This is a genomic window from Rhodococcus sp. 15-2388-1-1a (genome assembly GCF_002259145.1).
Classification (GTDB): Bacteria; Actinomycetota; Actinomycetes; order Mycobacteriales; family Mycobacteriaceae; genus Rhodococcoides.
This window is the reverse complement of sequence record NZ_NPFP01000042.1, coordinates 110,298-126,396: the sequence shown is the minus strand read 5'-3', so window position 1 is coordinate 126,396 and position 16,099 is coordinate 110,298. Positions and strand designations below refer to the sequence as shown.

The window sequence follows — 16,099 nt, the reverse complement described above, 5'->3', positions numbered from 1 at the left end:
GAAACTGGGACGCTGATCACAGTTTTGCCTTGGAACCGCTCGATGGAATAACCTCCATCGAGCGGTTCGCCTGTTTTCACAGCAGAACCTCAGATTTTTCGGGACCACGTCGTCCTTCGGCCTCGAGGGGCCACCAGTAAGCCCTGTTCGATTGCCGGGGGCCGCATGTCGCGGAGACCGCGTAGATGAGAGAGAGCACTATTCATGCGATTTGCCGGCCTCAGCAGAACACCGAAGGCGTCTTCACGCTGGCGTCAGCGCCTGCTCGGCGTCGGTGCTGCAGCGCTCGTCCTTCCCCTCGCAGCCGGTGTCGTCGGTGGAGCAGTGGCTGTTGCAGCGCCCGCTCCTGTCGCGCATCAGGCCCCTGCCGGTGGCCGTGAAGACCTGATCGTCCCGTCCGAGATGGGCCCCATCAAGGTTCAGGTGCAGTGGGCGGCCCGCGGCGGAAACGCTGCTCTCTACTTGCTCGACGGACTGCGCGCACGCGACGACCGCAACGCCTGGACGTTCGAGACCAACGCGCAGGATCAGTTCGCAAACGACGACGTGACCCTGGTCATGCCCGTCGGTGGTCAGTCGAGCTTCTACAGCGACTGGTACACCTCGTCGAACTTCAACGGCCAGGAAGTCACCTACAAGTGGGAGACGTTCCTGACCCAGGAACTGCCTGCGTTCCTCGAGAACTACGGTGTCTCGCGCAGCAACAACGGTGTTCTCGGACTGTCGATGGGTGGTTCGGCCGCTCTGACGCTCGCCGCGTACCACCGCGATCAGTTCAAGTTCGCCGGTTCGCTCTCGGGCTACCTCAACATCTCGGCACCCGGCATGCGCGAGGCCATCCGCGTCGCCATGCTCGATGCCGGACGCTTCAACGTCGACTCCATGTGGGGACCGCCCTGGAACCCGGCGTGGCTGCGTAACGACCCGTTCGTCTTCGCACCGAGGCTGGAGGGCATGTCCCTGTACATCTCGGCAGCCAGTGGTCTGCCCGGCGAGTTCGATCGACCGGCCGCGCCGATCGATTTCTACAACACCGCCAACGGCATGGCTCTCGAGGCCCTCTCGCTCGCCAACACCCGTGCATTCCAGATCCGCATGAACACCCTCGGCATCCCGGCCACCTACAGCTTCCCGTCCAACGGCATTCACGCATGGCCGTACTGGGGAGCCGAGCTGTGGAAGGCTCGCGGCCAGATCCTGGACGCGCTCAACGCCTGACACCGATCGACAAGTTGTTCTTCGAGAAATGCCGCCCCGCGTCTGTGCGCCGGGCGGCATTTTTCGGTCTCGACCGTGATCGCCACCGTCGACCCAGTTCACAATTGCACCACCAGTCACAGCGAGTCTGCTGCTCGTCGGCATCGGGCACGTGTAGAAAGACATACGAAGCATGTCTCGATAGGAGACCTTCGAAAGTCACGTCGAAAGAGAGTCACCATCATGCGCACTGAGCTTGTTCGGTTCGGTCGGACTACATCGGCCGGCACACGGGCTCGGCGAGCGGCAGCAGCGCTGACCGTCGCTTCCGCGCTGATGATCCCCTTCGCGACGACGACCGTTGCCTCCGCTGCCCCCGTCGCGCGGACGGCACCTGTCGCACTTGCCGGGCCTGCCTACACGCAGACGTCCGGTGCCACGGTGACCTCGGTGGATTGGCTCTCCGACCGTCGCGTCGCCCTGTGGATCGAATCTCCGTCGATGGGCACGCCCATCCAGGTTCAGCTGCTGCTCGCACGTGACTGGAACATCAACCCGCAGGCGACGTTCCCGCAGGTGTACATGCTCGACGGACTGCGCGCCACGGATCAGGAGAACGGCTGGACGGCCGAGACCGATGCCGAGTCGTACTTCGCCGACAAGAACGTCAACGTGGTCCTGCCCATCGGCGGCCAGTCCAGCTTCTACTCCGACTGGGTCGATCAGGACAACGGAAAGAACTACCAGTGGGAGACGTTCCTGACCAAGGAACTTCCGCCCATTCTGGAACGCGATTGGCGCAGCACCGACAACCGCGGAGTCGTCGGACTGTCGATGGGCGGCACGTCCGCGATGTTCCTCGCAGCGCGTAATCCCGGTTTCTTCAAGTTCGCCGGATCGCTCTCGGGCATCCTGAGCACCACCTCGCTCGGCATGCCGCAGGCCATCCAGTACGCGATGACCGACGCCGGCGGGTTCAACTCGAGCGCCATGTGGGGGCCGCCGTCGAATTCGCTGTGGGCACAGCATGATCCGTACATGTTGGCCGACAAGCTCGAGGGCGTCAGTCTGTACATCTCCAGCGGCAACGGCTCGGCCGGACCGTACGATCAGCCGTCGCCCATTCCCGGCGTGAGCACCAACTACGCCGGCATGGGGCTCGAGATCCTGTCGCGACTGACCTCGCAGACGTTCGCCACCAAGCTCAATCAGCTCGGGATTCCCGCTCAGGTCAACTACCGGCCGTCGGGCACGCACTCGTGGCCGTACTGGCAGTTCGAGCTGCATCAGCTGTGGCCGCAGCTCGCCACCGCACTCGGTGTCGAGGTCGACAATCCCGCGTGCAGCGCTGCCGGACTGATCGGCAACGCGAGCGGTGCCAATTCGTGGCTCGGCCCGTGCTTGACCGCCGAATACAACGTGGCAGGCGGACGGGCTCAGGACTTCACCTTCGGTCGGGTCTTCTTCACCCCCGATACCGGGGCGCAGGTCGTCGCCGGTGCCATCGGTGGCATCTATCAGGGCAACAGGGGCCCCGAGGGCGCTCTCGGCTTCCCGACGACCGGCGAGATCGGAACTCCCGACGGTCGTGGACGGTTCAACGCTTTCCAGAACGGCATGGTCTACTTCACGCCGCAGACCGGTGCGCACGCGGTCAAGGGCGCGGTGCTCGACGAGTGGGCCGCCCAGGGTTACGAGGGCGGACCGCTGGGCTACCCCGTGCTCGACGAGGTCGCGACGCCGAACAAGCCCGGATCGGTGCAGGGCTTCGAGATCGGTGCCATCTACACCTCGCCCGACGCAGGGGTGCACTCGGTGCAGGGCATGATTCTGGGCAAGTACGGCGAATTGGGCTGGGAGGGTGGAGCTCTCGGGTTCCCCAAGTCCAACGAGCTCGGCCCGATCAGGGACGGCGGACGCTTCAACCAGTTCGAGACGGGCAACATCTACTGGAGCCCTCTGAGCGGAGCCTGGTCCACCCCGTACGGTCCGATCTTCGACGCGTGGGGATCGGTCGGCTACGAGGGCGGCCGGTTGGGTTACCCCACCAGCGATCAGTTCGACATCGACGGTGGCGGTAAGCAGCAGAACTTCCAGTTCGGCATCATCACGCTGAAGGACGGCGTTGCCACGATCGCGCCGTAGCGAGGTGCACGACTCTTCAGAGTCCTCTCAGAGCGTGGCGGTACTGTCGCCTGCGAACCCGACGACCGAAGGATTTCGATCGATGACGCGTAATTCCCTCACCAGGACTCTGTCGCTCGGTGTGTTCGCCGTGGCGGCGAGTGCGATGCTGGTGGCCTGCGGGAGTGACGACTCGACGGCGACCGGAGCGCCGACGAGCACCACCGCGGCCGCTCAGACGACGACCGAGGCGAGTTCGACGACGTCGGCTGCCGAGACCACCACTGCTGCGCCCACCACAAGCCCGGGTGAGGCGGCCACCGCGCCGCCCGAGCAGCCGCAGCCCGTCCCGGACGATTTCCCGGGGCCGACGGAAAGCCAGATCGACGACCGCGGTACGAGTTTCCTGGACGAGTTGAAGAAGCAGGGCATCACTCCGGCGGGCAACGGCGACATCGCGGTGTCGACGGCCAATTACATCTGTGCCGCGCAGGCGCAGGGAGTCGCGGCGGAGGAGATCTCGACGTTCGTCACTGCGAACGTCGGCGTCGAGGCCAGCGCAGGCGGAACTCAGGTGAGCGAGACGCAGGCTCAGCAAACAGCCCAGACCTACATCGCCGCCGCGCAGGCGACCTACTGCAGGCCGTAGATCCACGGTGATGGCCAAGCGTAAGCGCAGAATTCTTCCGGTGATCGCCGTTGCGGCGATCATCGGTCTGATCATCGTCGCTCTGTGGTACCTGCTGGCCGGACGGCTGCCGAAGGAACCGGGTATCCCGGTACCGCCGGGTCCCGAGGAGCCGACGTCGCAGCCGGCGGACTGCCCCGACGTCCAGGTCATCGCCATTCCCGGTACCTGGGAGTCGTCTGCCACCGACGATCCGTACAACCCGACGGCCAATCCGGCCTCGCTGATGCTCAACGTCACTCGCCCGCTGCAGGAGCAGTTCCCCGGCTCGCGAGCCGACGTCTACACCGTGCCGTACGTGGCTCAGTTCTCGAACCCCATCGCACTGCCGCCGGACGGCCAGCAGTCCTACAACAACAGTCGTACCGAAGGCAAAGCCGTCGCCGTGCAGAAGATGACCGATGTCAGCGCGCGTTGCCCGTTGACCAACTTCGTCCTCACCGGTTTCTCGCAGGGCGCGGTCATCGCCGGCGACATCGCGGCTGACATCGGAGCGGGCAACGGTCCCATCTCCGCCGATCGGGTTCTCGGTGTCACCGTCATCGCCGACGGTCGACGCGACGGCGTCTCCGGTACCGACGTTCCGGCCCCGCTCGACGGCGTCGGTGCAGAGGTCGCTCTGGGCGGACTCGACCTGCCCGGCATCACGATGACGGGGCGTCGAGAAGGTGGCTTCGGTGCTCTCGACGACCGGACCAACGAGATCTGCGCTCCCGGCGACTTGATCTGCTCGTCACCGTCGGATGGATTGTCGCTCCGCAACATTCCGCAGAGCATCCAAATTCTGATCGGTGCTGCAGGCAACCCCGTTCATGCGTCGTACAACAGTTTTGTCGTCGACGAATCCGGTACGACGGCCACTCAGTGGACCGCTGCGTGGGCCGCCGGACTGATCGAGAACGCCCCGACGCCCGCGCATTCGTGAGCGATGACGCTTCATAACGGAAACGTCACAACGCAATGCGTGGCGATCTATTGCCAGGCACAAACCTGAGCCGTGAAACCCCCCAGCCGGTGTGATCGACTCCGGTCAGCAGCTAGAGTGGCGCCTTGGACCTGCGCAGATCGGCCTCGGCCGGGCTGCTCTCGCCACCCGAAACAAGACCGCTGCACACTCCGAGGAGAGCAATAGATGAGTTCCGCCGAGGCCGCGACCGCAGGGCCGCGCAAATTCCGATTCGCTGCAGGCGGAGAGGGAAACGCCGAGGAGGGCGGGGCTCGGAAGTTCATCAAGCTGGCGCAACAAGCCGAGGAACTGGGCTACGACAGCTTCATGATTCCCGACCACCTGGGCAACCAGGTCGGTCCGATCGCGGCACTCGGAGCACTCGCCGTCGCCACCGACAAGATTCGGCTCGGCACTGCTGTCCTGGCCAACGGCTTCCGGCATCCTGCGGTGCTGGCCAAGGATGCGGCCACCATCGACGTGCTGTCGGGCGGTCGACTCGAACTCGGTCTTGGTGCCGGGTGGATGCGTGAGGAGTACGACAAGGCGGGTATCACGTACGACCGCCCGGGCGTGCGCATCGAGAAGCTCGAAGAGACCCTCGAAATTCTCGACGTCCTGTTGCGCGGTCAGGAATGCAACTTCGAGGGCAAGCACTACACGATCGCAGGACTCAAGGGCAGTCCTCGGCCACGGCAGGGACCGCGTCCTCCGATCTGCATCGGCGGTGGCGGTCCGAAGATGCTCGCGCTCGCGGCCAAGCACGCCGACATCATCTCCGTGGTGCCGAGCACCTCGAAGGAGGGCAAGCTGTTGCTCTCGGGCATGACCATCGAGAAGACCCTCGAGCGAGTCGAGCTCATTCGCAGCGCTGCGGGGGATCGGTTCGACGACATCGAACTGAACTGGGCCATCACCACGATCGTCGTCACCGACGATCGGGAGCAGATGGCCGAGATGGCGCTGGCGGCACTCGACAACGGCTACCCGCCGAACGTGGACGTCGACGTCAAGCTCACCGTCGAGGACATTCTGTCGTCTCCGTACCTCGCATTCGGGACATACGAGGAAATTGCCGATCAGATCCGTAACGTTCGCGCGCGAACGACGATGTCCTATGTCGGGGTTTTCCCTACTCAAATGGAAGCATTCGCGCCGGTTGTCGACTTGCTGAAAGGCGAGTGACGTAGGCGCGTGTCGGTACGATGTAGCTGGCCTCGAAACCAGGTGCCAAACCGACACCGTAAGAGCTACTAGTCAGTAACATAAAACGCTGTTCGGTGTCTGCATGCACGTAGCCGGTCGTGTGGGCCCAGGTCACGCAGGCTGTGTGGCAGCGGATTCGTGTCGGAGGAGATTGAAGTAATGAGCCACACGTTCGATGATTTCATCGATGAGAACGGCCACATCACCATCGGCGAAGGGCAGACACTCGTCCGCCACGTCGAGGTGAACGTGCAGGAGAATTCCGACACGCTCGCGTACCGGTTCGTCGACTACTCCCGGGAACGTGACGGTGAAGCTCACGAGCTCACCTGGGCCGAGTTCGGTACTCGCCTCAAAGCTGTCGCTGCTCGCCTGCAGCAGGTCACCCAGCCCGGTGATCGCGTGGCCATCCTGGCCCCGCAGGGACTCGAGTACGTCATCGCCTTCTTCGGTGCGATCTACGCGGGCACCATCGCGGTTCCGCTGTTCGATCCCGACGAGCCCGGTCACACCGACCGCCTGCATGCCGTCCTCGGTGACTGCAAGCCCAGCGCCATCCTCACCGCGAGCAATTCGGCTGCAGGCGTGCGCGCGTTCTTCCGCGCGCTGCCTGCTGCGGAGCGGCCCAGGATCATCGCCGTCGACGCCGTCCCGGACAGCGTCGGCGAGACGTGGGTCGAGCCCAAGGCCGGGCTCGACGACATCGCCTACCTGCAGTACACGTCCGGCTCGACGCGTACCCCGGCCGGCGTCGAGATCACGCACCGGGCAGTGGGCGTGAACGCGCTGCAGATGGTCGACAGCATGGAGATCAACCACGACTCCCGCGGCGTCACCTGGCTGCCGATGTTCCACGACATGGGCCTGCTCACCGTCATCCTCCCGGCGCTCGGCGGCAAGTACATCACGATCATGAGCCCGCGTGCCTTCGTGCAGCGGCCCTGGCGCTGGATCAAGGAGCTCGCCGCAGTCTCCGACGGCGCAGGCACCTTCGCAGCAGCACCGAACTTCGCGTTCGAGCACGCCGCCCAGCGCGGTCTGCCGAAGAACGGCGAGAGCCTCGACCTGTCCAACGTCATCGGTCTGATCAACGGCAGTGAGCCCGTCACCACGTCGTCGATGAAGAAGTTCAACGAGGCGTTCGGTCCGTACGGTCTGCCGAAGTCCGCGATCAAGCCGTCCTACGGCATGGCGGAGGCGACTTTGTTCGTCTCCACCAGCAAGCACGCCGACGAGGCGAAGGTGGTCTACGTCGACCGCGTCGAGCTCAACGCGGGCAACTTCGTCGTCGTCGCCCCCGACGCCCCCGGTGCCATCCCGCAGGTGTCCACCGGAACCGTCGCCCGCAGCCAGTGGGCTGCCATCGTCGATTCCGAGACCGCCGGCGAGGTTGCCGACGAGCATGTCGGTGAGATCTGGTTGCACGGCGAGAACATCGGCAAGGGCTACTGGGGCCGCGAAACCGAGACCACGGAGACTTTCCACAACAAGCTCGTCCACCGCAATCCCGAGGGCTCGCACGCAGAGGGCGCTCCCGAGGGTGGCAACTGGATGCGTACCGGCGACTTCGGCGTCTACCACGACGGTGAGCTCTACATCACCGGCCGCGTCAAGGACCTCGTCATCGTCGACGGCCGCAATCACTACCCGCAGGACATCGAGTTCTCGGCTCAGGAAGCCAGCAAGGCCCTGCGTCCCGGCTTCGTCGCGGCCTTCGCCGTCCCGCTCAACCAGCTTCCGGACGTCGTGTTCGAGTTCAGTGGCGCAGCCCTGACCAAGGACTCCGACGACAGCTCCGAGCAGCTCGTCATCGTCGCCGAGCGCGCACCCGGCTCCGGCAAGGCAGACCCGGCTCCGATCGCCGACGAGGTGCGTGCCGCAGTGTCCGCCCGGCACGGCGTCACGGTTCGCGACGTCCTCCTCGTACCGGCCGGTTCCATTCCGCGTACGTCGAGCGGCAAGATCGCTCGACGCGCATGCAAGGCGGCGTACATCGAGGGCACGCTGCGCGGCGGTTACCAGCAGACGGCCTTCCCGGACGCAGAACTGCCCGACTGACGGACGCATCTTCCGTTTTTCCTCCGACACGACTTGGTGAGTAATGGCTGAACTAGAGACAGACAAAATCGAGCGCGTGGACGGCGGAGACCTCACGGTTGCGCAGCTGCGGGACTGGCTGCGCAACTGGGTTGCGGACGCGACCGGGCAACCGGCGTCGGCCATCTCCGACGACCGCCCGATGGAGGAATTCGGTCTGTCCTCTCGCGATGCCGTCGCACTGAGCGGCGAGATCGAGGAACTCGTGGGGGTCACGTTGACCGCCACCGTCGTCTATCAGCACCCCACCATCGCTTCGCTCGCCAAGATCATCATCGAGGGCGAGCCGGACGAGCCGGTCGGCACCGTCGACGATGCGTTCTACACCAGCGGTGGCCAGTCGGGCGACGCGCACGACGTCGCGATCGTCGGTCTGTCCTCCCGCTTCCCTGGCACCGGACACACTCCGGAAGAGATGTGGTCGCTGCTGATCGAGGGCCGCGACGGCATCACCGATCTGCCCGACGGCCGCTGGCAGGAATTCACCTCCGATCCCGTCATCGCTGCGGCGGTGGCCGCGACGGTGACCAAGGGCGGTTACCTCGACGACGTCAAGACCTTCGACGCCGAGTTCTTCGCGATGTCGCCCAACGAGGTCGTCAACGTCGATCCGCAGCAGCGGCTCGCGCTGGAACTGACCTGGGAAGCGTTGGAGCACGCGCACATTCCGGCTAGCTCGATCAAGGGCAGCCAGGTCGGCGTCTTCATCGGCAGCTCCTCCAACGACTACCAGCTCATCGCCGTCAGCGACCCGGCCGTGCACCCGTATGCCCTCACCGGCACGTCCACCGCCATCGTCGCCAACCGAGTGTCGTACTTCTACGACTTCCGCGGGCCGTCGATCGCCGTCGACACCGCATGCTCGTCGTCGCTGGTCGCCGTGCACCAGGCGGTGCGCAGTCTGCGTACCGGCGAATCCGATCTGGCCGTTGCCGGTGGCGTCAACATGCTGCTCGCGCCGCCCATCACCGTCGGATTCGGCCAGACGGGTGTGCTTGCGCCCGACGGCCGAATCAAGGCCTTCTCCTCCGACGCGAACGGCATGATCCGCTCCGAAGGCGGCGGACTCGTCGTGCTCAAGCGACTCGAGGACGCCGAACGCGACGGGGACGACATCCTCGCCGTCATTGCCGGATCCGCGATCAACCAGGACGGCCGCTCCAACGGACTGCTCGCACCGAGCCCGGACGCACAGGCCGATGCGCTTCGGTTCGCCTACCGCGACGCCGGTATCAACCCGTCGGGCGTGGACTACATCGAAGCGCACGGCACCGGAACCATTCTGGGCGACCCGATCGAGGCCGACGCTCTCGGTCGTGTGGTCGGTCGTGGCCGTGACGCCGACAAGCCGGCACTGTTGGGATCGGCGAAGACGAACTTCGGCCACCTCGAATCTGCCGCAGGCGCAGCAGGTTTGATCAAGGTCGTCCTCGCGATGCAGCAGAACAAGCTGCCCGCCTCGCTGAACTACGCGGGCCCCAACCCGTACATCGACTTCGACAAGGCGCACCTGAAGGTGATCCCGGAGGCCACCGACTGGCCGCGGTACACCGGCAAGGCCGTCGCCGGCGTGTCCGGCTTCGGATTCGGTGGCACCAACGCGCACGTCGTCGTGCGCGAGTACGTCCCGGGTGAGACCGACGGCGCATTCGACCCCTCGGCCGTGGACCCGGACGCCGCGGTGGTGGAGGGCGTCTACGAGGAGCAGCTCGATTCCGAGACGACCAGCCCGGTCGCCGAGGCCGAGACCAGCCTGGCAGAGTCCACTGTGTCCGATACTGAAACCGGCTCGGAGACAGTGATTCTCGCTGTGTCCGCCGCCCTGCCGTCGCGTCGTAAGCGGGCTGCATCGGAATTGGCCGACTGGCTCGAGACCGAAGAGGGCAGCACGACGCCTCTCGTCGACGTCGGCCGCACGTTGGCCCGCCGCAACCACGGGCGTTCGCGCGCAGTGGTTCTGGCCTCCACCACGGCCGAGGCCATCGCGGGCCTGCGCGCCATCGCAGCCGGCAAGCCTGGCCCGGGGCTGTTCTCCGCGGATTCACCCGCGTCCAACGGCGCCGTGTGGGTGTTCTCCGGCTTCGGTTCGCAGCATCGCAAGATGGCATCGCGGCTGTACCGCACCAACGCGGTGTTCGCGGCCGAGGTCGACAAGGTGGACGAGCTGCTCGTCGACGAGGCCGGCTACTCCATCCGCGAGATCATCCTCGACGACTCGCAGACCTACGAGTTCGAGAACTCCCAGGTCGGCATCTTCGTCATCCAGATCGCCTTGGCGGCAACGCTTCGCGCGCACGGTGCCGAGCCGGCAGCCGTCATCGGCCACTCGATGGGTGAGGTCGCCGCCGCCTACGTCGCCGGTGGCCTGAACCTCGAAGACGCAGTGCGCATCATCTACGCCCGTTCGCGACTGCTGGCCGAGGGGCAGGACGGACTCGGAGCCGCATCGCAGGGTGCCATGGCTCTCGTCGAATACACCCCGGACGAGGTCAAGACCCTCACCGATCAGTTCCCCAACGTCGAACCCTGCGTCTACGCAGCACCGACGCACACCACTGTCGGAGGACCACGCGCCGAGGTCGAGGCTCTCGTCGACATGGCCGAGGCAGCAGGCAAGATGGCCCGCCTGCTCGACGTCAAGGGTGCCGGACACACCGCAGCAGTCGACGTGCTGCTCGGTGAGCTGGCCGCCGAACTGGCCGGAATCGAACCGAGCAAGCTCACCGCCGGGGTCTACTCGTCGGTCGATCGTGAGGCGCACTATCGCGTCGGGCATGCGGCGATCCACGGTGTCGACTACTGGACCAAGGGAATGCGTCATCCGGTCTGGTTCACTCAGGCCGTCAATGTCGCTGTGGGAGACGGTCACACGACGTTCGTCGAGCTCGCTCCCAACCCCGTCGCGTTGATGTCGGTGGCCGCCACGGCATGGGCTGCAGGCGTCGCCGATTCGACTCTGATCCCGACGCTCAAGCGCAAGGAGGACGAGTCCGAGACCTTCCTCGCCGCTCTGGCGCAGCTGTACGTCCACGGCCACGCACTGGAACTGGCAACGCTGTTCGAGTCCGGTCCGTACGCGCCGATCCCGCGAACTGCGTACCTGCGCAAGGAGTTCTGGCTCAACTCGCAGGTCAGCTCCAGTGGTAACACGCGGGTGCCCGGCGCACGCGTCGCACTGCCCGACGGCCGCCACGTCTGGGAAGTTCAGGCCTCGGCCGTCACCGGTTTCGATGCACTCGTCACTGCTGCTGCGTCGCAGGTGTTCTCCGATGTGGCCCTGGGTGTTTCGGTGTCCCATGCCGGCGTGCCGAAGGTAGGCACTGTCGTCACGACGTTGACCTCGCACCTCGGTGGCGCGTCGGTTCAGGTGCACGCACACGAGGGCTCGGCGTTCACGTTGCTGCACGAGGCCGTCGTCACGTCCGGTGATGTGCGTCCGGAACCCGTTGTCGCTCTGGAAGAGCGTTCCTCTTCTCCCATGGAGGAACTGCCGGAGGTCGTCGAGACCTTCGGTGATCGCTGGGATCCCAACGGCAATCAGAAGCTCGAAGACCGGCTGGCCATCATCGTCGCGGAGTCCATGGGCTACGCGCCCGAGGATCTGCCGCCCGAGGTTCCGCTGATCGAACTGGGTCTCGATTCGCTCAGCGCCGTCCGGATCAAGAACCGGGTGGAGTACGAATTCGACATCCCCACAGTGCAATTGCAGGCCGTGCGCGACGCGAATCTGCGTGAGGTGGAGAAGTACCTGCGCTACGCGATCGAGAACCGCGACGAGGTGCAGGCCCTCGCAGACAAGCAGGCGGCGGAGAAGGCGGCCGAGCAGGCTGCTGTTGCGCCTGCTCCGGTCGAGCCTGCCCCCGTTGCCGAGGACGTCGCTCCCGTCGAGACGGCTGCCCCGGCTGTTGCTGCCGCGGCGCAGACCGACCTCGGCGGCAAGGAAGCCTTCGCCGAGGCCGCCGGGTCCGACGTGCCTCCGCGCGACAATGCCGAGCGGATGACGTTCGCGACATGGGCTGTGGTGACGAAGGAATCGGCCAAGGGCATCTTCAACACCCTGCCCATCCTCGACGACGAGACGGCCGAGAAGCTGGCCGCTCGTCTGACCGAGCGGGCAGGCGGCGAGATCACCTTCGACGACGTCCTCGACTCGGAGACCATCGAGCAGCTCGCCGACAAGGTTCGTCCGCACCTCGAAGACGGTGAGATCGACGGCGTCGTACGCAACCTGCGTGCCCGCCCCGAAGGTTCCACCGCCACACCGGTGTTCGCGTTCCACTCGGCCGGTAGCTCCACCGTCGCCTACGAGCCGCTGCTGCGAAAGCTGCCTGCAGGCACGCCGATGTACGGACTCGAGCGCGTCGAAGGGCCCATCGCCGTACGAGCAGCGGAATACGTGCCGCTGATCAAGGCGATCCAGCCCGAAGGACCGTACGTGTTCGTCGGCTGGTCGCTGGGCGGCATCCTCGCCTACGAGGTGGCGCGTCAGATGGAGGAAGAGGGCATCGAGGTCGCCTACGTCGGGCTGCTCGACACCGTCATGCCCGGTACGCAGATCCCGGACACCAAGGACGAGGTGCGCAAGCGCTGGGAGCGGTACGCGGCCTTCGCGAAGAAGACCTACAACGTCGACTACCCGATTCCGTACGACAAGTTGGTCGAATCGGACGACGAGGGCCAGATCCGCATCATCACCGATCTGGTGAAGCTCAGTGGCGCGAAGATCCCCGGCGGCATCATCGAGCACCAGCGCACGTCGTGGCTCGACAACCGGGCGATCCAGACGGCCGAGCTCAAGAAGTACGGCGGACACGTGACGCTGTACATGGCCGACAAGTACCACGACGACGCCATCGCCCTCGAGCCCGCGTACGCCAGCCGTGAAGAGCACGGTGGCTGGGGACCTGTGGTCGAGGACCTCGAGATCGTGTACGTCGGAGGCGACCATCTCGCCGTCGTCGACGAGCCGTACATTGGAAAAATTGCGGCCCATTTGTCGAAGACGCTCGAGAACATCGAGTCTGCAAGAACCGGAGCGTAGATCTTGAGTGGCACCACTGCGGAGAAGCTGGCCGAACTACGGGCGAAGCTCGAACAGGCCAAGGAGCCGGCCGGCGACATCGGCGTAGCGAAGCGCGCGAAGAAGGGCATCCCCAGCGCCCGCGATCGCGTCAACTCGTTGCTCGATCCCGGTAGCTTCGTCGAGATCGGCGCACTGGTGAAGGCCCCGAACGATCCCGGCGCCCTCTACAGTGACGGCGTCGTCACCGGTCACGGAACCGTCGACGGCCGTCCGATCGCCGTGTTCTCGCACGATCAGACGGTGTTCGGCGGAACCGTCGGCGAGATGTTCGGCCGCAAGGTCGCAGGCATCATGGACTTCGCGATCAAGATGGGCTGCCCCGTCGTCGGCATCAACGACTCCGGTGGAGCACGTGTGCAGGACGCGGTCACGTCGCTGGCCTGGTACGCCGAACTGGGCCGACGCCACGAGGCGCTGTCCGGTCTGTGCCCGCAGATCTCCCTGATCCTCGGCAAGTGTGCCGGTGGTGCCGTGTACGCGCCCATCAACACCGACATCGTCGTCGCCACCGAAGAGGCGTACATGTTCGTCACCGGCCCGGACGTCATCAAGTCCGTCACCGGTGAGGACGTCAGCCTCGACGAACTGGGCAGTGCTCGCGTCCAGGCGGTCAACGGCAACGTGCACCACGTGGCAGCGGACGAGAAGGCCGCGTTCGAGTGGATCCGGAACTACCTGAGCTACATGCCGTCGAGCTGTCAGGAAGAGTCGCCGGTGATCAACCCGGGGCTCGAGCCCGAGCTCACCGACTCCGATCGCAAGCTCGATTCGTTCATGCCCGACGCCGACAACGCCGGCTACGACATGCACGACATCATCCTGCGTATTTTCGACGACGGTGAATTCCACGAGCTGTCGGGCCAGACGGCACCGAACGTCATCACCGGCTTCGCCCGCGTCGACGGCCGGCCGGTGGGCATCGTCGCCAATCAGCCGATGCATCTGTCCGGGGCGCTCGACGCCAAGGCAGCGGACAAATGCGCCCGGTTCATCCGCCTCAGCGATGCCTACAACATTCCGATCATCTTCCTGGTCGACACACCCGGCTTCCTGCCCGGCGTCGACCAGGAGACCCTCGGCGTTATCCATCGCGGTGGCCGCTTCATCTTCTCGTTCGTCGAAGCGACAGTGCCGAAACTGACTGTGGTGATTCGTAAGTCGTACGGCGGCGGATACGCGGTGATGGGCTCGAAGCAGCTCGGATCCGACATCAACCTCGCCTGGCCGACCGCCCGCATCGCCGTCATGGGTGCCGAAGGTGCCATCAACATCATGAGTCGCAAACAACTCGCCGAGGCCGGAGAGAATGCACCGGCGCTACGCAAGCAGCTCATCAACTTCTACAACGAACACGTGGCAACGCCCTGGATCGCCGCCGAGCGTGGCTACATCGACGCGGTCATCGAGCCCTCCCAGACGCGCCTCGAAATTCGTAAGGCCCTGCACATCCTGAAGGACAAGGAAGTGCACAAGAGTCCACGTAAGCACTCGTTGCTTCCGATCTAGTCGGACTGAAGTGGTGCCCCTGCCCTCGCAGGGGGTCGCTTCGCTCCCGTTCGCGTCAATGGACCACTGCACCGTTCAGACGTATGCAATGGTCCATTCACGCGTCAGCCGGGCCGGTGTCAATGGACCACTGCACCGGTCAGACGTGTTCTATGGCCCATTCACGCGGTCGATTCACGCGGAACCATCACTACATCCGGTCGAGGTCGGGCGAGAGCATGCTGGTAGTTCATCCGTAGGTCGTCGAGCACCTGATGCGGTCGATCGCGGATGTCTTGCGGTGAATGGGATACGACGATCAGACCGTGGGCCTGCATTCGGTTGCGTCGGGCTTGTGTCCGCTGGTAGTCGGCCGGTGACAGATGATGGGTCACGGAATCGATCTCCCGTGCCAGTGCCACGGCGTCGATCCACCCGTCCGTGTTGGCGATGAACTCTCCGCTTCGGGCGTAGATGTCGCAGTTGTGCGTCATCGTGGGCAGCCCGCTGGTTCGGTACAGACGTTGATCCTCGAGTTCGGCCACCGAGTGCGCGTTGTCCCGCAACTCGAGAAGCACACGTCGGGTGAGCGCGCTGTAGCGTCGCGGCCCTTCGGCCAATTCGGTGGCGATTTCGTCGATGGACGCGCTGCCTCTTTGGAGCACCTCGGTCAGCAAGGTGACGCACCGTGCCTCGGATCTCGCGGCCCGCGTGGCGTCGACCAATGAACGCACCAGAGGAGCAACTCGGATGCTGCCCTTGGTGATCGGCTCGGGAAGCCGCCACGTCCGCTCTGCTCGGACGAAAGACACCGATGCCCGACGCATCTCCGCGGGCAGCAGCAGATGAACCTCCCCGGAGGATCCGTTGGTCCCGTATCCGAACGAATCGAGTCCGACGCAGCCGGTGATCATGCTCGTCGGGCCGCCGTACGCGAGCGCCGCGGCTGAGCGCTCGAGGGTCGAGGGATGGCCGTTGCGCAGCAGTACGACACCCGGTAGCAACCGCTGCCACGGACCGCCTGCCGCGCATCTGCCGTCGATCGCTGCGTCACTCACGCCCACTTCGCGAAGCTGTCGGCGCGTCACTACGCCGGTCGAGCTCAGGTCGAACAACGAACCTGCGTTCCACTGTCGTCTTTTCATGCCCGAAGAGTCGAATTCGGCACCGACACGTTTTTCGCATTTAGACGCTGTCGCCGATTGTCTGTGGATACCCGACGAGGCTGTGGATGGATCGGCTGCTACAGGTCGCGAGCCGGACGATGCTGTCG

General features: G+C 65.1%; 9 protein-coding genes. 8 read left to right on the top strand and 1 reads right to left on the bottom strand.

Annotated features, from left to right (window positions below):
- Positions 1 to 204: 204 nt before the first annotated feature.
- From CH302_RS23580 to CH302_RS23545, 8 genes are all read left to right on the top strand, one after another.
- Positions 205 to 1,218 (top strand): alpha/beta hydrolase, encoded by a 1,014-nt coding sequence (locus CH302_RS23580; protein WP_052047297.1) that lies wholly within the window; start codon positions 205 to 207, stop codon positions 1,216 to 1,218.
- A gap of 222 nt (positions 1,219 to 1,440) precedes the next feature.
- Entirely contained in the window at positions 1,441 to 3,342 is a 1,902-nt protein-coding gene (locus tag CH302_RS23575) for an alpha/beta hydrolase-fold protein (protein WP_082323460.1), read from the top strand.
- Between the two features lie 82 nt (positions 3,343 to 3,424).
- The gene (locus CH302_RS23570; RefSeq protein WP_094650085.1) at positions 3,425 to 3,970 is read left to right on the top strand and encodes a DUF732 domain-containing protein; all 546 of its coding nucleotides are present in this window, start codon (positions 3,425 to 3,427) and stop codon (positions 3,968 to 3,970) included.
- A gap of 10 nt (positions 3,971 to 3,980) precedes the next feature.
- On the top strand, positions 3,981 to 4,934 hold the full coding sequence (locus CH302_RS23565) for a cutinase family protein (RefSeq protein WP_037187191.1): 954 nt from the start codon (positions 3,981 to 3,983) through the stop codon (positions 4,932 to 4,934).
- Between the two features lie 207 nt (positions 4,935 to 5,141).
- On the top strand, positions 5,142 to 6,140 hold the full coding sequence (locus CH302_RS23560) for an LLM class F420-dependent oxidoreductase (RefSeq protein WP_037187193.1): 999 nt from the start codon (positions 5,142 to 5,144) through the stop codon (positions 6,138 to 6,140).
- A gap of 180 nt (positions 6,141 to 6,320) precedes the next feature.
- Entirely contained in the window at positions 6,321 to 8,219 is a 1,899-nt protein-coding gene (gene fadD32 / locus CH302_RS23555) for a long-chain-fatty-acid--AMP ligase FadD32 (protein ID WP_037187195.1), read from the top strand.
- Positions 8,220 to 8,262: 43 nt separating this feature from the next.
- Positions 8,263 to 13,299: a polyketide synthase Pks13 gene (gene pks13, locus CH302_RS23550; RefSeq protein WP_037187198.1), complete on the top strand. Its 5,037-nt coding sequence runs from the start codon at positions 8,263 to 8,265 to the stop codon at positions 13,297 to 13,299.
- 3 nt (positions 13,300 to 13,302) lie between these two features.
- Positions 13,303 to 14,847 (top strand): acyl-CoA carboxylase subunit beta, encoded by a 1,545-nt coding sequence (locus CH302_RS23545; RefSeq protein WP_037187200.1) that lies wholly within the window; start codon positions 13,303 to 13,305, stop codon positions 14,845 to 14,847.
- 161 nt (positions 14,848 to 15,008) lie between these two features.
- Here CH302_RS23545 and CH302_RS23540 read toward each other — a convergent pair whose 3' ends face one another.
- Positions 15,009 to 15,971, bottom strand: a complete 963-nt coding sequence (locus tag CH302_RS23540) for a hypothetical protein (RefSeq protein ID WP_037187202.1) — start codon at positions 15,969 to 15,971, stop codon at positions 15,009 to 15,011.
- Positions 15,972 to 16,099 lie beyond the last annotated feature (128 nt).